Raw genomic sequence first — 20556 nt, 5'->3', positions numbered from 1 at the left:
CTTTGCCTGATCAGCATATCCTGCCGTATATAAACGCCGGCACATACGCTTTCACATAAATGCCTTCCTCGCGGTACTCTTCTTTGGACAACTCCCCATACTGGCGTATGATCTGAATCTTTCCCGCCTCATTGTAAAGATAAAGCTTCTCCACCTCGATCTTCTGCTCCCGAAGAATATCTTCCACAGCGCTTAGAAGTTCTTCCGTCCCTTCTCCTGTCTTTGCGGAAATACAGACCGTTCTGTCCGCCTGGAAATCTCTTGGAACATATTCGCACCGGGCTGTATCGATTTTATTGAACGCTGTGATCACAGGCTTATCAAGCGCCTGAAGTTCCCTCAGCGTCTCATAGACAATATGCATCTGCTCATCCATCTGGGGACTGGACACATCTGCCACATGGATCAAAATATCTGCATACCGGGCTTCCTCCAAAGTACTTTTAAAAGCCTCGACCAAGTGATGGGGAAGCTTCCGTATAAATCCCACCGTATCCGTCAGGAGAATTTTCTGTCCTCCCGGCAGCTTTTTTACTCTCGTGGTCGGATCCAGTGTTGCAAATAATTTATCCTCCGCCAGGATCCCGGCATCTGTCAGATAATTAAGAAGCGTGGACTTTCCCGCATTGGTATAACCGACAATGGCAGCAACCGGAATATTTTCTCTGTTTCTGTGCTCCCTTGTCACTTCCCGATGTCTCTTGACCTCCTTAAGCTCCTGATTCAGTCTGGAAATTCTGCTCTTGATCAGCCTTCGGTCCATTTCCAGCTTTTTCTCTCCGGGTCCTCTTGTCCCGATTCCTCCTCCCAGTCTGGAAAGAGAAGTGCCAAGCCCTGTAAGGCGGGACTGCCGGTATTTCAGCTGTGCAAGCTCCACCTGGATTTTCCCTTCGCTTGTAGAAGCACGAGCCGCAAAGATGTCCAGGATCAAAAGGGTACGGTCCATGATCTTTGTGTCCAGCTCTGCCTTCAAATTGCTGATCTGCGCCGGGGACAGCTCATCATCGCATATGATCCCGTCAGCTTCTGTCTCCCACAAAAGGTCCTTAAGCTCCATGATCTTGCCTTTTCCCAGATAGGAAGTGGGATGGATCTGTTCCCTCTTCTGGATCAGGCGTCCCACGCACACCGCTCCGGCCGTCTTGGCAAGATCCTCCAGCTCATCTAAGGAAGACGATACATCGTCATAATCCGAAACACTCACCCCTACCAGGATGACTCTTTCTTTCCTTTCCTTCGTCTCAAACATGCTCTTTTCCCTTCTGCTTTTATCTTGTCTCCAGAAATTCCGCTTCTTTTGCAGCCCTCTCATCGTCAGGATAATCCTGAATATAGGACTTCAGCTTTGACTTGGCGCTCTCCATGTCTCCCGACATCTCATAGGCAGCGATCTCATTCAGCCGCATCTCCTGCTTCAGTTCATCGCTTGCATCCTCTTCTTCCAGTCCCAGGCGGTAGTAATTCAGCGCTTGTTTCGCCTGATCCAGTTTCATACAGCAGTTTCCCATCAGATTATAAATCTCTGCGGTCTTGTCCCCTCCGTTTTCCAGCGCACTTTCAAAGGCTGACAGCGCTCCTTCGTAATCCTCAAGTTCCCACTTGGCAATGCCAAGCCCTCTCTGTGCCTCTGCGTCTTCCTCATCCTTTTCTACAGCCTGCTCAAACAATTCCGCCGCTCCCTTGTAGTCCTGCTCTTCCAGAAGGCTTACCCCTTCCTCTACTGTTTTGTCGCCGCACCCTGTCAGCATGAATCCGGCCAGGGCCAGAGCCGCCAGTGTTCCTATATAACGTTTCATCCCAAATCTATCCTCCCGCTGTGTTTCAGGCAGTTTTACTGCCAATATTTTACCACTCCGGACGCATTGATAATAGACAGAATCATTACGCCCACATCAGTGAATACCGCTTCCCACATGGAAATGTACCCAACAGCTGCCAGAACCAGCACGATAAATTTCATTACAAGCGCAAAATTGATATTCTGCCCTACCACCCGCACGGTTTCTTTCGCTATGCTTACTGCATCCACGATCTTGGGAAGCTCATCTTCCATCAAAACAATATCTGCCGCCTCGATCGCCGCGTCAGCTCCCAGAGCGCCCATAGCGATTCCCACGTCCGCTCTGGCAAGAACAGGTGCATCATTGATGCCGTCACCGACACACACAACCCGTTCCGCCTCGTACTGACACTGCATAAATTCTTCCATCTGTTCCAGTTTATCTTCCGGCATCAGTTCTGTATAAGCATAATCCATATGCAGTTCTTTTGCAACGGCGTTTCCGGCTTCCCGGCTGTCTCCGGTCAGCATAACCAATACTGCATGGTATTTTTCGCGAAGCGTCCGCATGGTCCATTTGGCATCTTCCTTGAGCCGGTCTCCTACCACAATATATCCGCCGTATTCGCTTTCTACAAGAACGTAAATTACCGTGTCCTCTGTCTCTATTTCATCCACTTCCACACCGTAAAGCCCGGCCATTCGGCTGTTGCCGATATGGATATTCTTCCCTTCATACCTGGCGCTGATGCCATATCCGGGCTGCTCTTCTACCTGGGTTACCCTGGAAGCATCATATTCTCCGCCGTAGGCGTTCATAAGAGACTGCGCAATGGGATGGTTGGAGTAATTCTCCACATGAGCCGTAATCTCCAGAAGTTCACTCTCTGTCAAAGATTCCGCATAGACTTCAAGCACTTCAAACACGCCTTCCGTCAGAGTTCCGGTCTTATCGAAAACAAAGGTGTCCGCCTTAGCCAGCATTTCAAGATAATTTCCGCCCTTTACCACAATACCCTGACGGGCCGCCGCTGCAATCCCGCCAAGAAAAGCTACCGGCACCGACAGGATCAGTCCCGCCGGACAGGCGGCGATCAGCACGATCATAGCACGGTAAATCCAGGTACTCCACTGGGCTCCGGGTAAAAACACAGGCGGAACTACCATGATCAATATGGCCGCTGCTGTTACCGCTGGCGTATAAAACTTCGTAAACCGCTGAACAAAACTCTCCGTATCAGCCTTTCTTTTCTGTGCGTTCTCGACCAGCTCCATTACTCTGGATACGGTGGAGTCTTTGTACAATTTCTTTACCTCTGCCTCTACTACACCGGTTGTATTGATGCTCCCGCTGTAGATCCTGTCTCCTACCCCCACCGTCTGGGGAACGGTCTCTCCAGTGAGCGCCTTGGTATCCATAGCTGTGATGCCGCTTGTGACCACAGCATCCACCGGAACTCTTTCTCCGGGCTTTATGACAATAACATCCCCGATCTGCAGGCTGGATGGCTCCACCTGCACTTCCTGTTCCCCTTCTTTTCGTATTGCATACATGGGGCGGATATCTATATATTTCGCTATGGTACGCTTTGTCCTGTCCACAGAAACAGCCTCCAAAGATCCTCCGATCTGGAACAACAGCATAGCTGCCACACCCTCCTCATAATGTCCTACTGCAAGAGCCCCTACAGTAGCCGCGATCATCAGAAAGTGCTCATCTAAAATTTTTTTCTGCATGACATTTTCCTGAAATCCCCGGAAGGACTCAAATCCTGCCACCAAATATATAGCAAGAAAAATCCAAAACTTAACTTCATTGTCAAAGGCAGTGAGCCTGACCAGTGCCACTGCACCTGCATAAAGCGCGATTCCTGCCGCCAGAATTATCCACCTTATTTTCAGTTCTTTTGCCATCCTTTTATCCTCTTCATCCCATTTATATGAGCTCTATTCGCTAATATGCTCCATACCCTGGCTGATGATCGTCTGAATATGTCCATCCGCCAGGGAATAAAAAACGGTTTTTCCTTCTCTTCTGTTTTTTACCAGCTTCATCTGCTTCAGCACTCTGAGCTGATGGGAGATTGCCGACTGGGTCATTCCGAGTATCTCCGCCAGATCGCAGACACATACCTCTGCCTGGAGAAGAACGCACAAAATACGGATTCTCGTGGCATCTCCAAATACTTTATAAAAATCCGCCAGATCATGGATCATTCCATCTCCCGGCATCTTTTTCTTCACTTCTTCTACTGTACCTGTGTGGGTCATCACAACATCGCAGCATTCTGCTTCTGTTCTTTTCATGTTCTACCGTCCTTCCTGACTTTCCACAGCTATCATGTGAATACTGGTTCATTTGTTAATTATGCCAAAATACCCCCGATATTTCAACTATTTCGCTGAAATCCGGGGGAACTTAACAATTTTGTAATGTGTTTTTAAAATTTTCTATACAATATACGGATGGAATTGAGCACACAGAGCATCGCTACTCCTGTGTCGGCAAATACTGCCATCCACATATTGGCAGCTCCAAAAAATCCGAGAAGCATAACCAGCGCCTTGATCGCAAGGGCAAACACTACGTTCTGCATCGCAATCTTTCCGGTAACCCGAGCAATGCGGATGGAATCGGGGATTGCTTCTACGGAAGAGGTCATAAATACAACATCAGCCGCCTCAATAGCAGCGTCCGCTCCACTGCCCATGGCAGCGCCTACATCTGCTCCCGCAAGAACCGGCGCATCATTGATGCCGTCTCCGACAAACATCACCGGCCCATATTTCTTCCGGATCATCTGCAGATGTTCCAATTTCTCCTGCGGAAGCAGCTGTGCATAAATCTCCTGGATCCCTACAGCATCTGCCACTGCCCTGGCGCTGTCCCTGGCATCTCCTGTCAGCATTGCTGCCGCCAGATGTTCTTTTTTCAATGTTTCAACAGCTCTGACCGCTTCTTCCTTCAAGGCATCCGCAATCACAATATATCCGGAAAGCTCTCCGTTTACTGCAATCAAAACTTCCGTACCGTATTCTGTATATTCAAAACTCCTGGTATCAACCTGATACTTCTCCATCAGCGCCCGGTTTCCGCAAAGCACCTCTTGCTCTTCTATCACTGCACGAATGCCTTTTCCCGAAATTTCTTCCGCTTCTTTTGGCCGTACCAGGGTAAGACCTTTTTCTCTTGCCGCTTCCACAATGCTGGTTCCAATGGGATGCGTCGAACCCAGTTCACATTCAGCCGCTTTTCTTAGCAGCTCTTCCATCCCGATCCTTCCTTTTGGCACCACACTCTGCACCTGAAACTCTCCCTTAGTGATCGTTCCTGTCTTATCCATAACAACAGCTTTCACATCTTTTAAAGCCTCAATAGACACGCCTCCCTTAAAGAGGATTCCTCTTTTAGAACCTGCCCCGATACCGGAAAAGAACGCCAGCGGAACACTCAGCACAAGCGCGCATGGGCAGCTGATAACAAGGAACGTGATAGCCGTATAAATCCAGTGGTTCCAGTCTCCAGTAATCATTGACGGGATAATCGCTGTCAAAACAGCTGCCAGAACAACGATGGGAGTGTAAACTCTCGCAAATCTGGTAATGAAGCGGTCCAGTTTTGGTTTACTTGCAGCTGCATTCTCTACCGAATCGAGAATTTTAGTAACCATAGATTCACTTAATTTTTTCTCCACTCTCATCTTCAGAACGCCCTGCTCGTTGACACATCCGGAGACAAGAGAAGATCCCGGTGAAACCGCTACCGGCACCGGCTCTCCGGTTACCGGAGAGGTATCGATCCTGCTTGTTCCTTCTGCCACTGTTCCATCCAGAGGGATTCGATCTCCGGGACGGATAAGGAGAATATCTCCCACTTCCGCTGATTTTGCAGGAATCTCATAAACATTGCTGCCTTCCACCCTGTTTACAACTTCCGGCCGCATATCCACTGCTTCCATGATCTGGGACCGGCTTCTGTCAACAGCAATATCTTCAAACAGTTCTCCTATCCGGTAAAAAAGCATAACTCCCACAGCTTCTGCGAAATCGCCAATGGCAAATGCCGCCAGTGTTGCTACACTCATAAGAAAATTTTCGTCAAATACATGACCCTTCGTCAGATTTTTCAGCGCTGACCATACGATTTCCCAGCCAAGAAGTACATATGCCACTATAAATCCTATAGCGGGATACAGGGGAGTTATTCCCATATGCTCACTGATCGTTCCCGCCGCAAAAAGAATCGCACCTGCCGCAATTATCAAAATTTCCTTTTTGTTTTCTTCAAAAATACTTTTCTTCACTTTGGGAAGAGGCTTTTCCTCTTCTTTTGGTACAACAGTCACTTCACTTTCAATAGATGAGCATATCTCCTGTAATTTAGGAAGCAGTGCCTCCTGATGATTCGCCGCCACCTTAAGCTGTTTGGTAGCATAAGTAAGAACCGCCATCTCCACCTCCGGAAGCGCACAGATCTGCCGTTCCATTTTCGCTGCGCAGTTAGCGCATCCCAGCCCTTCCAGAATGTAGATTCTCTGCTCCGTCTTTTTATCTATATGGTCAAACTCATGTCCTGTGTGTATTACTTCTGTATGATGATGATCTCCATGAGCATGGCTGTGTCCTTCATGGCTATGGGAATGCTCCTCATGGTCATGGGAATGATGATTTCCTTCATGGCTGCATTTTCCTTCACAATGGCAGTGTTCCTGTTCTGCCTGCATTTTTTCTTCCGACATGCGAATCCCTCCTCTGACTGACTTCAAATTTATCTTTATATGAATGATTGTTCATATGTTCATGCTTTAATATAAACACATTTTCTCCCTGTTGTCAATAGAGGAATGACTTTATTTTCACACAAGAAACCGCTGCACCCGACTATCGGGTAACAGCGGCCTTTCTGCTGTCCTCCACAGCACATGAAATTGCCTCATTGAATGTAGGATGGGCACGCATTGCATACATAAGCTGGGAGCTTGTCAGACCGTTGGCAAGAGCCGTGGCAAGCTCTCCGATCATATCCGTTGCCCTGGGGCACATCATCTGCGCTCCCAAAAGCTCATCGCTGTCCGCTGCAAAGAGCACTTTGATAAATCCGCCCTCTCCGCCTGCAATAATAGACTGTCCGTTTCCATCCATGATATATTTCCCGCACCTTACCGGCACTCCCTTTCTCTTCGCTTCCTCTTCCGTCAGCCCCACAGAAGCGATTTCCGGGTCTGTATAAAGACAGCTTGGCACGATCGAAACTGAAGTAAACAAGCCACCCGGAACCATGGAAAGAATCACTGACGCTCTTTTATCATTCATTCTCTCCACTACATATGTAGCCTCTGCAGAAGCCACGTGGGCCAGCTGTATTCCTCCGGTCACATCACCTACCGCATAGACTCCCGGCATGCTGGTACGGTAAAATTCATCCACCACAACTTTCCCATTTTCCAGTTTGATAGGAACATCCGCTTCAAAAAGACCCTCTGTGGCCGGCGCGCGTCCCACAGACACAAGTACCACATCCACCGACTCTTCTTTGTTCTTTCCGTCATGCACAAATCGACATCCCAGAAGATCTCCCTTTTTTTCCACCCGCTCGAGAATGCTTTCTTTATAAATCCGGATTCCTCTTTTTGTCAAAATCTGTTCCAGCGCATCTGAAAATTCTCGGTCCATATTAGGGAGCAGCCGGTCGGAGATTTCTATTACGGTCACATTTGTACCAAGCGCCTGGAATACAGTGGCAAGTTCCAGACCGATCACGCCCCCTCCCAGGATAAGCATATTTTCGTATTTATGGGCCTTGCTGACAAGCAGTTCTTCACTTGTAACCACTCCCGGAAGCTCCATCCCCGGGATATCTGCCAGCTTCGCTTTGGCCCCGGCAGCAATGAGGATCTTATCTCCGGCAAGGAGAAGGCTGCTTCCGTCCTCCCTGGCAACCTTCACAGTTTTATTCTTTTGAAGCACGGCATTTCCATAGATCATATCAATGCCCAGGCGTTCAAAATCCTTTTCCAGTTCTGACCGCATCTGTTCCGATGCCCAATCTTTATACTCATATATTTTCTGAAGATCAAAACTGATATTTTCCGCATGAAGTCCGAACTTCTCACACTCTCTCATTTCCCGGTACAAAGTTGCGGCATGAAGAAGCGCTTTTGCCGGAATACATCCTCTGTTCATGCAGGTTCCTCCTGCAGGCCCCCTGTCGATCACGGCTGTTTTCATTCCCAGTTCTGCTGCCTTTTTAGCGGCCACATATCCTCCAGGTCCTGCCCCAATAATTACCAGATCATATCTGTTCTCTTCCATATTTCCCCCTGTCCTGCCAGATATATCACTCTCTGGCATTTCTTTATTACTCTATCTGCCAGTCAATGGGCTCCATTCCGTTCTTTTCCAGAAAGGCATTAGTCTGACTGAACGGTCTGCTTCCAAAAAATCCTCTGTATGCAGACAACGGGCTGGGATGAGGCGCTTCCAGAATCAGATGCTTCGGATTGTGGAGCATTGCCTTTTTCCTCTGTGCCGGCGCCCCCCACAAGATGAACACAATAGGTCTGTCTTCCTGATCCAACACCCGAATCGCCGCATCTGTAAATTCCTCCCAACCGATTCCCCGATGAGAATTTGCCCGATGAGCCCGTACAGTCAAAACAGTATTCAGCATCAGCACCCCCTGCCTGGCCCACTTTTCAAGACAGCCATGATCCGGAATCGTGCAGCCCAGATCATCGTGAAGCTCCTGATAAATGTTCACAAGAGAAGGGGGAATATCCACACCTTTTTTCACCGAAAAACAAAGCCCATGGGCCTGCCCCACATTATGATAGGGATCCTGTCCCAGAATAACCGCTTTCACCTCTTTAAGCGGCGTCAAATGAAACGCATTAAAAATATCGTCAGATGGGGGAAAGATTAAATGAGTTGCATACTCCTTTTTTACAGTCTCGAATAATTGCCTGTAATAGGCTTTGCCAAATTCTCCTTTTAATGCTTCCAGCCAGTCGTTTGATATTGCAGCCATCGTATCCTCCTTCTCTTTCGTCCGTTTTGATGCCTTTACAGGCGCACCGAAATCCCTTCTTTTTTCAAATATTCTTTTACTTCCCGTATCTCCAGTTCTTTATAATGGAACAGGGAAGCCGCAAGCACCGCATCCGCGCCCCCTTCCGTCAGAGCTTCTTTGAAGTGCTCCAGTGTACCGGCGCCGCCGGATGCGATCACCGGAATACGCACTGCGTCCGCAATAGCTCTTGTCAGCTCCAGGTCATATCCCGCTTTCGTCCCATCACAGTCCATACTGGTAAGGAGAATTTCTCCTGCCCCCAGTTTTTCCGCTTTCAACGCCCATTCTACAGCGTCAATCCCCACATCAATACGCCCGCCGTTCTTGTAGATATTCCAGCCGCTGCCGTCCGCTCTCTTTTTGGCATCTATAGCGACAACAACGCATTGGCTGCCGAATTTATCTGCCGCTGCCGAGATCAGTTCCGGCGTCTGGATTGCCGAAGAATTGATAGAGATCTTATCCGCTCCCTCCCGCAGGATCGCGCGGAAGTCCTCCACAGTCCGGATCCCGCCTCCTACGGTAAAGGGGATAAATACTGTTTCTGCCACTTTGCGCACCATATCCACCACAGTAGCTCTTCGGTCTGAAGACGCGGTAATGTCAAGAAATACCAGTTCATCTGCCCCTGCCTGGTCGTAAGCTTTTCCAATCTCCACCGGATCCCCTGCGTCCTTCAGATCCACAAAATTCACACCTTTGACTACCCGCCCGCCATGAACATCCAGACAGGGAATGATTCGTTTTGTATGCATGCTTCTCTCCTCCGTTTTATAACTCTACAAAATTCTTCAAAATGGCAAGTCCTGTGCTGCTGCTTTTTTCCGGATGGAACTGACAGGCAAACACATTATTTTTTTCCACAGAAGCATGAATCCTGATACCGTAATCCGTTACTGCCGTTACGATCTCTTCTTCTGCCGCCTGCAGATAATAAGAATGGACAAAATAGACATAAGGATCCTCCGGAAGGCCTCGAAAAAGTCTGCCGTTTCCCTGGAGCTTCAGAGTATTCCATCCCATATGGGGAATCTTCAGCCCTTCCGTTTCCGGAATCTTCAGTATCCGCCCCTTCAGTATGCCAAGTCCCTGAACGCCGGGGCTTTCCTCGCTGCTCTCAAAAAGCAGCTGAAGTCCCAGGCAAATGCCGAGAAACGGAGTTCCGTTTTCTGCAACTTGACGGATCACTTTCTCCAGGCCATACTGACGTATTTTATCCATGGCATCACCGAAAGATCCTACGCCCGGCAAAATGACCTTATCTGCTCCCAGAATCTGCTCCTTCTTCCTCGTAACTATCGCTTCCTGTCCAAGGAAGTTCAGCGCTTTTTCCACACTTCTGATATTCCCCGCATCATAATCAATTATCGCTATCATTCTCTTTCCTGTCCTTTCTATTTCCGGCGCTGTATAAGCATGCTATGACTGCACCGGTTATTTTCTGTCCAGCTCAAACCAAAACTCCACGCCATTATCATAATTATTGACTCCGTATTCCTGATGAAAGGAATCCATGATCGCTTTTACAATAGAAAGCCCTATACCATTTCCGCCATATTCTCTTGTATGAGCCTTGTCCACTTTATAAAATTTCTCCCATATATGGGGAAGATCATCTTCCGGAATCGGAATGCCTGTATTGAATACCGTTACTTTTGCCTTCTCATCATGACAGAGAATTTTTATATCAATCACCTTATCCCCATCCAGGTGGTTGAGCGCATTATTGACGTAATTACGAAGCACCTGCTCCGCCTTAAATTCATCCGCCCATACATAGACCGGCTCCTTGGTTCTGAACTGGATCTTCGCATCCTTTTGCTGGATCAGTATTTCCATACTTTGCAGCACGCCTTTAATAAGCTCTGTCAGATCAAATCTCTCAAACTGGATATCCTGATCTCCAAACTCCAGCTGATTCAATGTCATGAGATTTTTTACCATCTGATTCATTTTGTCTGCTTCGTCTATGATTACATCACAATAAAACTGCATGCTCTCCGGATCATCACTGACCCCTTCCTTCAGCCCTTCCGCATATCCTTGTATAAGGGCAATCGGGGTTTTAAGCTCATGGGAAACATTTCCCATGAAATCTGTTCTCATTTTCTCCAGCTTTTCCTTTTTTTCGATATCCTGCTGCAGACGGTAATTGGCGCTTTTCAATTCAGAAACCGCCTCTTCCAGCTTCTGTGACATCACATTAAAATTCTCTCCCAGAACACCGATCTCATTTTTACCGCCGCTTGTATATTTGGCATCAAAATCAAGGTCCGCCATCCTGACCGACAGTGCGGTAAGTTCCATCAAGGGCTCTGTCAGCCTTCTGGAAAAGTACCACACAAATAGAATGCCTGCCACAATCACGCTTGTCCCCACTAAAAGAAGAAAACGGTCAAAGAGCATAATGCTTTCCCTGATACTTTCAATAGGGCTCCGGATGAAAATATTATATCCGTTTCCCATTTCTCCCCAGAGAGCCAGGTACTCTGAACCGCTGTCCACATCATTGAATCGTATGATCTGATAAGAGTCCGTCTTCTCCAGCATCTGGCTTCCCGGCTGATTCAGAAGAACTCCTGTCAGCTGCTGCAGCAGTTTTTCTGTATCCCTGACATTGGAATAGCCCTGACGCTCCGCAAAATTATATACCATATAGGAAAAATTATATCGTTCCGCTGTATAGGCCAATGTGTTCCTGACAGAATCATTCTGGATATTCCCATCGTCCATAACTTTTCCGATATCATCGTACATTTTAACAAAACTTTCTTTTTTGTTTTCTACATAATAGGGCTGCAGGAAAAAAGCATTGATAACAAAAAGACCGATTATCATACAGACAATAAGGCCCACAAAAATCCCTATCATCTGCTTGCGAATTGAATACTTCATCTAGTCCACCTCGAATTTATATCCCATGCCCCACACAGTCTTAATATAATCTCCTTTGTCTCCCAGCTTGCTTCTAAGCTTCTTTACATGAGTATCTATGGTTCTGGCATCTCCAAAATAATCGTAATCCCAAACATTGTTCAAAATCTTTTCTCTGGAAAGAGCCACTCCTTTATTCTCCATGAAATAGGCAAGAAGCTCAAATTCCTTATAGCTTAAGTCCACATTCTCTCCATCTATGGTGACAATATGGGCTGTCTTATCAACCCGGATCCCGCCTGCTTCCAATGCATCTTCCTCTGCCGCGCTGCAGGTACGTCTAAGAATTGCTTCTACACGGGCAACCAGGATCTTCGGGCTGAAAGGTTTTGATATATACTCGTCTACTCCCAGATCAAAGCCCTGGAGTTCATCTCTTTCTTCAGAACGTGCCGTGAGCATAATGATCGGTACCTTAGAAGACTGCCGTATCTCTCTGCACACCTGCCAGCCATCCATCTTCGGCATCATAACATCCAAAATAATAAGACAGACATCCTTATTTTCATAAAATATATCCATAGCCTCTATACCGTCGCCTGCCTCCAGGACCTTATATCCTTCCCGCTCAAGGAAATCCCGGACAAGCTTGCGCATACGGCTTTCATCATCCACTACTAAAACTTTTATCTGATCCACAAAAGCCACCTCCTCTGTTATTATCTATTATCTGCAATATTTCAGGTAATTGCAACCGGATTTCTCTATTCACCGTATAGAAATCCAAAAGAGCCCACTTACCTTCAAGTACAGTATACCAGTAATTTATGTTTCTTTTGTGAAAATCTTTCCAACTTGTGCTATACTGTTTTCCGTGAGGAGGTTTTGAAAATGAATTGTCCAAAATGTGGAAATCCCTTAAGGATGAGCAAAAAGTCTCCAGGCTATGCTCTTTGCGATACATGCCGTAAAAAGTTCCGCCTGCCGGACTCTGCTCCTAAGCAGGAAAAAAACGAAGATGAGGAAGAGCATTATCCCAAATATGCCAATATCCCTCCAAAACATGTCCGGGAAAAACGAGAACGGGAAATGCGCCGGGCGTACGACGAACTCCTGGCAATCGGTGAGGAAGAACGGCGGTCACGCTTTTCTTTTTTCAGGAAGAAAAAATAGATTTTCTCCCTTTTCCAATCCGTCCAGACGTGTTATAATATTCCTGCTGTTATGCCAGAGAATGCATTCCCTGACCTGACAGCATGAACGAGGAGACGTACCGAAGTGGCCGTAACGGGGCTGACTCGAAATCAGTTTATCGGTTTTATCGCCGGTACGAGGGTTCGAATCCCTCCGTCTCCGTTCTATTAAAGCATCAGGAGAAAACCCCTTAAAACAGAGGTTTTCTCCTGATTTATTTTGTTGCCAGACGGTAACTTCTGTCGATTCTGTTGTATATCTCCTCTTCCGGTACTGAACCGTCCAAAATTATGGTATACCAGCTTCTTTTATTCATATGCCAGCCGGGAAAATACTTTTTATTATCCACAGTCGCTTCCATCTGTTCCGGTTCGATCCGCAGATCGATGATCTCAGCCATTTCATCAGAAGGAAGTCCCAGCTTGCTGCGGGAAATTGTAAGGACTGCGGCATACCATTTCTGTGTATCTTTCCGGCGCCAGATAGCATTATCAGGCGTTTTCGCCCAAAGAAATTCCAGTTCATCTCCATAAGTTTCTCTGACATAAGCGATTATCGCTTTTGTCTGTATGCCCTTAAAAACATCCGGCTCAAAGCAGTGTTCTGCAATATCAGTGAGCACCTGTTCATAGTCCATTTTCACTCCTGTGATAAAACTGCCCGATGCGCTGTCAGTAAGATGCAAAGTGTAGGGTTCATTTGTTTCTGCGTCAATTACGGTCGCTTTCACCAAACCCTTCCCGGTAATTTCCACCTCCATCGAAAACCCGCTGCCCGGCAGCACCGTATGATAGAAATATCTGCCCTCATTTTCTGAAAATCCATAAGCAGGCAGCCTGGTCAGATTGACTTTCCTTCTCCTGAATATATTGTTTATGATATCCTTCATCGCTCCTCCTGCTTACTTTTGCCGCAGTAAAAGTTGTTTTGTATTTCTTATTTTCCATTTTCATTATAGCATAGAAGTCCGGGCGTAACCTCTATCTTTTCATGCGTATCTGAAACGCCTCCATTGCAAGCGCCTGCCCCACCGTTCCCAGTGTTGCAATACCATCTGCCAAAGTCCAGTCTGTCCAGCCGCTGTGAGCAAGATGCGCCCGCCATTCAAAGGGACCTTCAAAGCACAGACATTCCAGCCGCTTTTTCTCATTTACTGTACCGATCACTGTATTTTTGCTGATGATGCCATAATCCACCCAGCCCTCTGACTGAATATGGGCCTTCGCCCTGATTTCGTTCTCAAAAGGATCCAGCCGGAATGCTTCCAGCCGAAGGGATTTACCTGTAGTTCCCGTGATCTCACCATCCGGAACTTTCGGCAGCCAGCCTTCGCTTTGCACATGAACCTCCAGGACCAGATGGGCAATCCGGATCCTCACTGCTTCCATCTGAAGAGATCCTCCTCTTTCTCCTGCCCATTCCCCATCAAATTTCCAGTCTGTCCATCCTTTGCTTTTCTGGTGTACCTGATAGGCATAATGAAGCTCCTCCTCTTTTGTACTGCCTTCTATGGCAATGGCTTCTATCCGTCTCTTTTCTTCCGTTGTTCCAAGGATCGTATTTTTCGTAATATCCCGATACTCTCTGTCCCCGGTTCCCCTCATATGGATCTTTACATCAGTCTTTCCGGGAGGCACGATCCGAAACGCTTCAATCCGCCGGTTCTGTCCGGTTGTCCCGGCCATTTCCCCGTCGCATTTCCAGGAAAGCCACCCTTGTCTCCTCACATGTACCTGGTAGGATACTTCGCCCTTCTGCGATTGATCTCCCTGCATTTCTCCTCCATTTCTTATCGCTCCATCCGGATCATTTATGACATTTGAAACTCCCGCATATTTGTCCCAGGCCTCCCTGCTGCCGTAAAATACATTCAGGTCAAGATTGCCGCTCCACCCCGGCAGCCTTCCCGACGAAGTGTACTGATACATAGCACAGGTTTTCCACGCCCCCAGGCTGCCGTAAACAGGAGCATCCGGCGTATAGCCCATTGTCTGATCCCCCGCAAAATATCCGGCATTCCACAGACCATAATCTGCCTGTACAACCTTTGTCCAGTCATAACTGTTTACTACACTGTTGCTCATATAAATGAGCGGCTTTACTCCTGTCAATTCATAAATCCGGTCCAGAAACGCTTTGGCATACCCCGGACCTTTTTCTATTGCTTTTCCTTCCCAGTCAAAAACAAGTACCGACTGTTTGATATACCCCCGAATATTTTTATAAAAAAAATCCGCTTCTTCTTTTCCTGTACTTTTTCCTGTGGCATAATGGTAAACTCCTGTTTTTCTTCCAAGGCTTTTTGCCCTCTGAATAAATCCGTTACAGTATGGATCCACAAAACCGGTTCCTTCTGTAGCCTTACATATCACAAAGTCAGCAGAAACTTTCGCAAGGTCAAGCCCTGCCTGATGATTGCTGATATCAATGCCATTTAAACTCATATTTCGCTGCCTCCTGTCAATTTTTGCAGAATTTCAATATTAACTTATGCGAAAATATCGAAATTGCCACTTGAGGCATATTCCATGAATGGATGAGTGATCATCCAGAAAGGCAGGACAGAAAATCAGGATTCTTTTTGATCTTTCACACAAAAATATGGGAATTTGTATTTGGGCAAAGAAGTGGTGCCGGAACTAAGCTCCCGCACCAACTTTGTCTACAGTCTGAGAGGATGTCGGTACCGACATCCCCTCTCTTAAAATTATGCAATCTTACTCCATCTGCAGCAGCCGATACAGTGCCTGCGCATATAGTCTTGCACACTGTACCAGCTCATCCAGATCAACAAATTCATCTGCCTCGTGAGCCAGCTCCGGTTCACCCGGAAATACCGGACCAAAAGAAACAAAGTTCTCTACATCACGGCAGTAGGTTCCGCCCCCGATAGTGATGGCCTCTTCTCTTGTCCCAGTCACATCTTCGTACACATCCAGCAGAATCTGCACAAGCTGTGCATCTTTAGGTACATAGAGCGGCGGCCGTTTCTGCCAGTATTCCGGTTGGAATCCATGTTTCTCACAGGTCAGACGGATTGTCTTCCAGACTGTGTCCAGATCAACATGGACAGGACAACGGATATCTACCTTCAGTTCACTGTGTTCTTTCTCCACATTCAGGATCCCCAGATTCATACTGAGTTTTCCTGAAAGCTGATCCTCACAGGCAATTCCCAGGCCTCTTCCTTCCCAGCCGTCTTCAAACAGAGCAGCCAGAGCTTTGAAATATTCCCTGGTCTTGTAATCCGCAAACGGCAGATCCTTTAGGAACCGGATCATGGACAGGATCGCATTTTCTCCCAGCCAAGGCTGCATAGCGTGGGCGCTGACTCCGGTAAACGCAAGATAAAGATTTCCCTCTCTTATCTGTGCAGTTCCCTTGGAAATCTTTTCCTGGAACTCCCTAAGAATCTCTTCCAGCTGCTCCTTTGGGCCGCCAATCCACACCTCCGCAATGTTAGGTACTGCATTTACAACTGTTCCCCCTTTGATCCGGATCACGCAAAGTTCCTTTGTGTTTGGAAGCTCTCGTTCCTTCTGGATCTGGAACCGCAGGATCCCTTTCTCCGCATGGATGACAGAAAACATACCATCTGGAGAAAATCCAAGATCCGGGCCTTTTTCCTTGGTCAGATAATACTTGATACAACGGTGGCCTGTCTCTTCATCACAGCCGATGATGTGCCGTACATGGTTCTTAATGGGCAGGCCGCTTTCCCTCACAGCTTTCATTGCATAAAGCGCGGCAACCAACGGTCCTTTGTCATCAATCGTGCCCCTTCCGTACATTTTCCCGTTCTCAATTTCCGGGACAAAGGGCTGCTTTGACCAGCCGTTCCCCGGCGGAACCACATCAATGTGGGACAAGATCCCTATCTCCCTGCCTTCTGCTCCAAAATCCACTGCAGCCGCGTAGCCGTCATAATCCCGCACTTCGAATCCAAGCGTCTTGGCCAGCTCCATAAGCGCATCCAGGGCGCTTCGGATTTCCTGACCAAACGGGGCGCCTTCTCCGGCGCTTTCCAGATTGATCACGCTGGGAATCTTAACCAGTTCTTCTAGAGACTGGATCATATCATTACGGTATGATTTCACAAGTTCATCGATTTTCTGTTCCATTTTACTGTCTTCCTTTCTGATTCTATGCATTTAGATAAACATTTTGATAAGACTCGAGAAAAAGCTGTATAATCCATCCCCTGCAATCAAACCAGCATCACGGCAGTTCATAAATTCATCCCCGATAATCTTTCGGATAATAACAGCTACAACAACACCTATTCCATAAATTGGATTATTGATCAAAAGCCCGGTCGCCAAAAGGACGCCAAACATATACTTTCTTCCGATTATCTGAATGATCGCTCCCGGAATCGCCCAGATGGCCAGCTCCTTCATAAGCGCCATATCGCTCCCCATCTCTACGGTAGTCGCAAATACTGTACTTGTAGCCGGAATCAATCCGTCTTTTAATGTCATGTCCGCAAAAAAGATGACAACAATAATTCCGATCAAAGCTCCCAGCATTTCTATCCAAACCTGTTGTTTTCTTCCATACAATTCATATTCCGGATTTTTTGCTTTTCCACGGATCAGCCAGCCTGTTTTTAAATCATATCCCATATCCGCAAAACATGGACCTACAGAGCTGATATAACCAGTCAAAACCGCAACAGCAAGAGGATGGAAGCCCATAACGACACCGATGGTCATGAAAATCGTAGTGACCGCAAATCCTGGAAACCACCCGGAATACATTGCAGCTTTCCCTATAATAATCATCGAAGCAACAGAGGCAAACGCAGTCCAGAGTACCCATAAGGCCATTTCACCAGCAGACATCCCAGTAAATATTCCACAGATCACTCCTACAAATACGCCGCCAGCCAAATGGGTGAGCAACGCAATGATCAGCGTCCACTTAGTCTTTCCCGCAGAAACAGTCAGTCCCTCTTCCACATCATCTCCCTCTGATTTCTTTGCTCTTTTTGCAGAGCCCTGATAGATTGATACAACCGACTGGATCAATGCGATAATACCTGCTCCAACCATAAAGCCCTGAGGGATACTCGTCGCCCCAAGATCAAACCCTGTCAGCGGGGCACAGTATCCCCGGATCAGCAGACCTATCCCCAACGCCAGCATAGATACAATGTTTGCAATGAATACGATACCTACGGCGCCTACCGGTAATTTTACGATACTTCCCAGGATTCCTACAACAATACCCTGGATAACACGTTTAGCTTTATCCCCGCCCTCATCTCCAGCCTCCAGGACCTCCGCAGTAGCCACTCCCGGCGCCCAGGCTTCTTTGGCAGGAAACAAAGGAGAATCAAACAACGCCCCTACCGTATAAACGGAAATCAATGTTCCGAAAATACATCCCAGCGCCATTGGCAAAATAGCGTCAAATTCACCCATCACAAACAGGATAGCTACTGCCACAAAGGCACAGTTTGCTGCGGAAAAACCTGCGCCAGACACAATCGTCTGGATATAATTCTGTCTTTCCACACTTTTAAATTTCCCAAATACTGTCATCGGAATCCTTGCGACAAGCATCGCAAAAATCGCGCCTAATATAGATGTATTAGCCGAAACTCCGACCTTTCCCATGATCTGCATACATATTATGCCTGACAATACCGCGAGAACCGATCCAAAAATAATCGTCATCGGCTCTGAACATCGTATTTTCTCAAATGTATCCGCTGCTTTAGATTTCTGATTATCTTGCATTCTTTTTTTCCTCCTCTCCTGTTCCTTTACATGACGGTATCAAAAAAGCGCCTGAGTCGCAGAAACGTTCAGGCGCCTATCCTCTTATGTTTCTTTAGTATCCTGCTGCACCCATTTTTTTACAGATTTCTATGAGTTCCGGATCAACGTATTTTCCATCTTCTTCCATAGTGACGCCATCCAAAATAATGGTTGGTTTGGAAACAACTCCATCTGTATGGGATGCCGCTGTCCAATAACTTCCGCGAATCATCTTTCCCTGACTTCCGATTCCAAACTCCATGCAGCCAAAAATTCTTTCGTCTTCTACAATCCGCCCTGTTGCCTCTGTAACACCCGGGTTAAATCCAAGTGAATAGTGAGCAAGGCGGAACATATTCGGATCGTCGAAGGATTCCAGCCATGCTTTAAATCTTTCTGCATCCTTTCCTCCTTCAATCTTTGTAACTCTGCCCTCTTCCAGAGTCAGCTCTACATTGCCCGAAAGGATTCCCATATCCGTCGGCGGGAAAATAGCCGCATCAAACACGAGTTTTCCATTAATGGTCTCTTCAATAGGACACCAGCTGATCTGTCCGCACATCATAAATGGGTAACCTTTAAAGGTAGCAAGCTGTCCGGAATGTCTTACAGGCCGTCCCTCATTTTTAGCTGTCAGATAGGTTCCATTTCCGTCTTTAATAATAATCTCATTTGCAGCTTCCATCTTAGCTTTCAATGTCTCTCCCAATTCTACAACGCTTGCGACATCTACTCTGCCGATACATTTTACAATCATCGTCACATCCATTCCTGTCAGATTGATATAACGACATCCAAAATCGATTGCTTTTCTCCATGACTCACAGAGCATGATAGACGAATAAGACAGCTCGATCCATACATCTGCAACCGCAACCGCATTACCAAGAGGTGCTATCGGTTCCGCATACGCCTTCTCATTCGTAGGAACATAGACCAGCACGGGGTTCGCTCCTACGATATATGCCGCGTTCATAATCGCGTCAAGTACTCTTTTATCTGTAGACGTATCTCCTGTAACAACTACATTTTCCCCCGGCTCGACAAGCATAACCTCTTTGACAAGCTTATAGGCAGCTTTACTTACCTCATAAGACAAATAATCTGGTGACATCTCAATTCCAATTGGGTATTCCATTTTCCTTCCTCCTTTAGTTTAATCTGCGGTTAATTCACCGTCCAACATTTCTCTTACAACACGTGCCATAGTGGTTCTGCAGAGCAGAACAGGTTTCCCGGTGATTGTTGCTACAATTCTTCTCGCTTCTCTGGTAAAACCGATACAATCCATCACGATAAGATCCGCTGTGGCATCCTTTGCCAATTCTGCCGCTTTGTACACCTCATTGATGTCTCCATACGGATTTGCCGGTATTGGCGTTACCTTTTTCATAATTGGCCCCCACTGCTCGTAGGCCTGCTGGATCTGCTGTTCGTCCGGAGTGATCACAATAATATTTGACTCCTTACTCAGAGCTTTTGCCAGCCCGTTTAAAATTTTTGCCGGATATACCAATGGCACGCGCGATTGAAAAACATCCGGGAAAGATCCTGCGCAGAAAATCATGATCAGTGAAACGCCCTGTTCTTCCAGCTTAGATATACAATTCTGCATTCTTTCCAGGATAAAACTTTCCCCAAATTTTGCAAAACTTCCATCATTCAGCCTGGAAACCAGCACGTAGTCCTCCGGACCCGGCGCCATGTCTTCTATCTCTTCCCGGCTCAATCCATCCAACGCTCCCGCCTGAAGCAACTCAATCTTATCACCCAAAATAGGCAAAATATCTGGCGTTACATCGACACGAGGAGACTGTCCTATAGTTACTGCTCCAATTTTCATTTGCAATCCTCCTCCCTCTTTTTTGATATCC

The 20556-nt window shown here is 47.0% G+C and carries 18 protein-coding genes and 1 tRNA gene; 2 read left to right on the top strand and 17 right to left on the bottom strand.

Going from position 1 to position 20556, the window contains the following annotated elements; translation table 11 throughout:
• Positions 1-10: 10 nt before the first annotated feature.
• From hflX to EUBC25_RS09400, 11 genes are all read right to left on the bottom strand, one after another.
• On the bottom strand, positions 11-1249 hold the full coding sequence (hflX, locus tag EUBC25_RS09450; protein WP_230105243.1) for a GTPase HflX: 1239 nt from the start codon (positions 1247-1249) through the stop codon (positions 11-13).
• 19 nt (positions 1250-1268) lie between these two features.
• Positions 1269-1796 carry a tetratricopeptide repeat protein gene (locus EUBC25_RS09445; RefSeq protein WP_230105242.1) on the bottom strand — a complete coding sequence of 176 codons (528 nt, stop codon included), beginning with the start codon at positions 1794-1796 and terminating at the stop codon, positions 1269-1271.
• Positions 1797-1831: 35 nt separating this feature from the next.
• Positions 1832-3694: a heavy metal translocating P-type ATPase gene (locus tag EUBC25_RS09440; protein WP_230105241.1), complete on the bottom strand. Its 1863-nt coding sequence runs from the start codon at positions 3692-3694 to the stop codon at positions 1832-1834.
• A gap of 33 nt (positions 3695-3727) precedes the next feature.
• A complete protein-coding gene (locus EUBC25_RS09435) occupies positions 3728-4087 on the bottom strand; it encodes an ArsR/SmtB family transcription factor (RefSeq protein WP_230105240.1) in 360 nt (119 codons plus the stop codon).
• Between the two features lie 134 nt (positions 4088-4221).
• On the bottom strand, positions 4222-6519 hold the full coding sequence (locus EUBC25_RS09430) for a heavy metal translocating P-type ATPase (RefSeq protein WP_230105239.1): 2298 nt from the start codon (positions 6517-6519) through the stop codon (positions 4222-4224).
• Between the two features lie 142 nt (positions 6520-6661).
• Positions 6662-8092, bottom strand: a complete 1431-nt coding sequence (gene lpdA, locus EUBC25_RS09425; RefSeq protein WP_230105238.1) for a dihydrolipoyl dehydrogenase — start codon at positions 8090-8092, stop codon at positions 6662-6664.
• Between the two features lie 46 nt (positions 8093-8138).
• Entirely contained in the window at positions 8139-8807 is a 669-nt protein-coding gene (gene ung, locus EUBC25_RS09420; protein ID WP_230105237.1) for a uracil-DNA glycosylase, read from the bottom strand.
• Positions 8808-8842: 35 nt separating this feature from the next.
• A complete protein-coding gene (gene hisF / locus EUBC25_RS09415) occupies positions 8843-9604 on the bottom strand; it encodes an imidazole glycerol phosphate synthase subunit HisF (protein WP_230105236.1) in 762 nt (253 codons plus the stop codon).
• Between the two features lie 16 nt (positions 9605-9620).
• On the bottom strand, positions 9621-10226 hold the full coding sequence (hisH, locus tag EUBC25_RS09410) for an imidazole glycerol phosphate synthase subunit HisH (RefSeq protein WP_230105235.1): 606 nt from the start codon (positions 10224-10226) through the stop codon (positions 9621-9623).
• Between the two features lie 57 nt (positions 10227-10283).
• Positions 10284-11744, bottom strand: a complete 1461-nt coding sequence (locus EUBC25_RS09405) for a sensor histidine kinase (RefSeq protein WP_230105234.1) — start codon at positions 11742-11744, stop codon at positions 10284-10286.
• Complete coding sequence (locus EUBC25_RS09400; protein WP_304999989.1) at positions 11745-12422, bottom strand: response regulator transcription factor; 678 nt, start codon at positions 12420-12422, stop codon at positions 11745-11747.
• Between the two features lie 192 nt (positions 12423-12614).
• On the opposite strand from EUBC25_RS09400, the gene EUBC25_RS09395 reads away from it, so the two are divergent.
• Complete coding sequence (locus EUBC25_RS09395; RefSeq protein ID WP_230105232.1) at positions 12615-12896, top strand: TFIIB-type zinc ribbon-containing protein; 282 nt, start codon at positions 12615-12617, stop codon at positions 12894-12896.
• A gap of 91 nt (positions 12897-12987) precedes the next feature.
• Positions 12988-13079: transfer RNA gene (locus EUBC25_RS09390), tRNA-Ser, on the top strand.
• Between the two features lie 52 nt (positions 13080-13131).
• Here EUBC25_RS09390 and EUBC25_RS09385 read toward each other — a convergent pair.
• The 6 genes from EUBC25_RS09385 to EUBC25_RS09360 all read right to left on the bottom strand — a co-directional run bounded on the left by EUBC25_RS09385 (position 13132) and on the right by EUBC25_RS09360 (position 20525).
• Complete coding sequence (locus EUBC25_RS09385) at positions 13132-13806, bottom strand: MmcQ/YjbR family DNA-binding protein (protein ID WP_230105231.1); 675 nt, start codon at positions 13804-13806, stop codon at positions 13132-13134.
• A gap of 91 nt (positions 13807-13897) precedes the next feature.
• Positions 13898-15361, bottom strand: coding sequence for a GH25 family lysozyme (locus EUBC25_RS09380; RefSeq protein WP_230105230.1), 1464 nt, complete (start codon positions 15359-15361; stop codon positions 13898-13900).
• A gap of 273 nt (positions 15362-15634) precedes the next feature.
• Positions 15635-17038 carry a dipeptidase PepV gene (gene pepV, locus EUBC25_RS09375; protein ID WP_230105229.1) on the bottom strand — a complete coding sequence of 468 codons (1404 nt, stop codon included), beginning with the start codon at positions 17036-17038 and terminating at the stop codon, positions 15635-15637.
• A gap of 30 nt (positions 17039-17068) precedes the next feature.
• On the bottom strand, positions 17069-18661 hold the full coding sequence (locus tag EUBC25_RS09370; RefSeq protein ID WP_230105228.1) for an OPT/YSL family transporter: 1593 nt from the start codon (positions 18659-18661) through the stop codon (positions 17069-17071).
• A gap of 94 nt (positions 18662-18755) precedes the next feature.
• The gene (locus EUBC25_RS09365) at positions 18756-19820 is read right to left on the bottom strand and encodes a 2,5-dihydroxypyridine 5,6-dioxygenase NicX family protein (RefSeq protein ID WP_230105227.1); all 1065 of its coding nucleotides are present in this window, start codon (positions 19818-19820) and stop codon (positions 18756-18758) included.
• A gap of 18 nt (positions 19821-19838) precedes the next feature.
• The gene (locus EUBC25_RS09360; RefSeq protein ID WP_230105226.1) at positions 19839-20525 is read right to left on the bottom strand and encodes an AroM family protein; all 687 of its coding nucleotides are present in this window, start codon (positions 20523-20525) and stop codon (positions 19839-19841) included.
• Positions 20526-20556: the final 31 nt, after the last annotated feature.

Origin of the sequence: Claveliimonas bilis (genome assembly GCF_020892095.1) — a bacterium.
GTDB classification, from domain to species: Bacteria; Bacillota; Clostridia; order Lachnospirales; family Lachnospiraceae; genus Claveliimonas; species Claveliimonas bilis.
This window is presented reverse-complemented; position numbering and strand designations above follow the sequence as displayed.

What these genes read in the sequence shown, in the direction of transcription:
- hflX (WP_230105243.1), bottom strand. Translation starts at nt 1,249, where the DNA reads ATGTTTGAGACGAAGGAAAGGAAAGAAAGAGTCATCCTGGTAGGGGTG.
- EUBC25_RS09445 (WP_230105242.1), bottom strand. Translation starts at nt 1,796, where the DNA reads ATGAAACGTTATATAGGAACACTGGCGGCTCTGGCCCTGGCCGGATTC.
- EUBC25_RS09440 (WP_230105241.1), bottom strand. Translation starts at nt 3,694, where the DNA reads ATGGCAAAAGAACTGAAAATAAGGTGGATAATTCTGGCGGCAGGAATC.
- EUBC25_RS09435 (WP_230105240.1), bottom strand. Translation starts at nt 4,087, where the DNA reads ATGAAAAGAACAGAAGCAGAATGCTGCGATGTTGTGATGACCCACACA.
- EUBC25_RS09430 (WP_230105239.1), bottom strand. Translation starts at nt 6,519, where the DNA reads ATGTCGGAAGAAAAAATGCAGGCAGAACAGGAACACTGCCATTGTGAA.
- lpdA (WP_230105238.1), bottom strand. Translation starts at nt 8,092, where the DNA reads ATGGAAGAGAACAGATATGATCTGGTAATTATTGGGGCAGGACCTGGA.
- ung (WP_230105237.1), bottom strand. Translation starts at nt 8,807, where the DNA reads ATGGCTGCAATATCAAACGACTGGCTGGAAGCATTAAAAGGAGAATTT.
- hisF (WP_230105236.1), bottom strand. Translation starts at nt 9,604, where the DNA reads ATGCATACAAAACGAATCATTCCCTGTCTGGATGTTCATGGCGGGCGG.
- hisH (WP_230105235.1), bottom strand. Translation starts at nt 10,226, where the DNA reads ATGATAGCGATAATTGATTATGATGCGGGGAATATCAGAAGTGTGGAA.
- EUBC25_RS09405 (WP_230105234.1), bottom strand. Translation starts at nt 11,744, where the DNA reads ATGAAGTATTCAATTCGCAAGCAGATGATAGGGATTTTTGTGGGCCTT.
- EUBC25_RS09395 (WP_230105232.1), top strand. Translation starts at nt 12,615, where the DNA reads ATGAATTGTCCAAAATGTGGAAATCCCTTAAGGATGAGCAAAAAGTCT.
- EUBC25_RS09385 (WP_230105231.1), bottom strand. Translation starts at nt 13,806, where the DNA reads ATGAAGGATATCATAAACAATATATTCAGGAGAAGGAAAGTCAATCTG.
- EUBC25_RS09380 (WP_230105230.1), bottom strand. Translation starts at nt 15,361, where the DNA reads ATGAGTTTAAATGGCATTGATATCAGCAATCATCAGGCAGGGCTTGAC.
- pepV (WP_230105229.1), bottom strand. Translation starts at nt 17,038, where the DNA reads ATGGAACAGAAAATCGATGAACTTGTGAAATCATACCGTAATGATATG.
- EUBC25_RS09370 (WP_230105228.1), bottom strand. Translation starts at nt 18,661, where the DNA reads ATGCAAGATAATCAGAAATCTAAAGCAGCGGATACATTTGAGAAAATA.
- EUBC25_RS09365 (WP_230105227.1), bottom strand. Translation starts at nt 19,820, where the DNA reads ATGGAATACCCAATTGGAATTGAGATGTCACCAGATTATTTGTCTTAT.
- EUBC25_RS09360 (WP_230105226.1), bottom strand. Translation starts at nt 20,525, where the DNA reads ATGAAAATTGGAGCAGTAACTATAGGACAGTCTCCTCGTGTCGATGTA.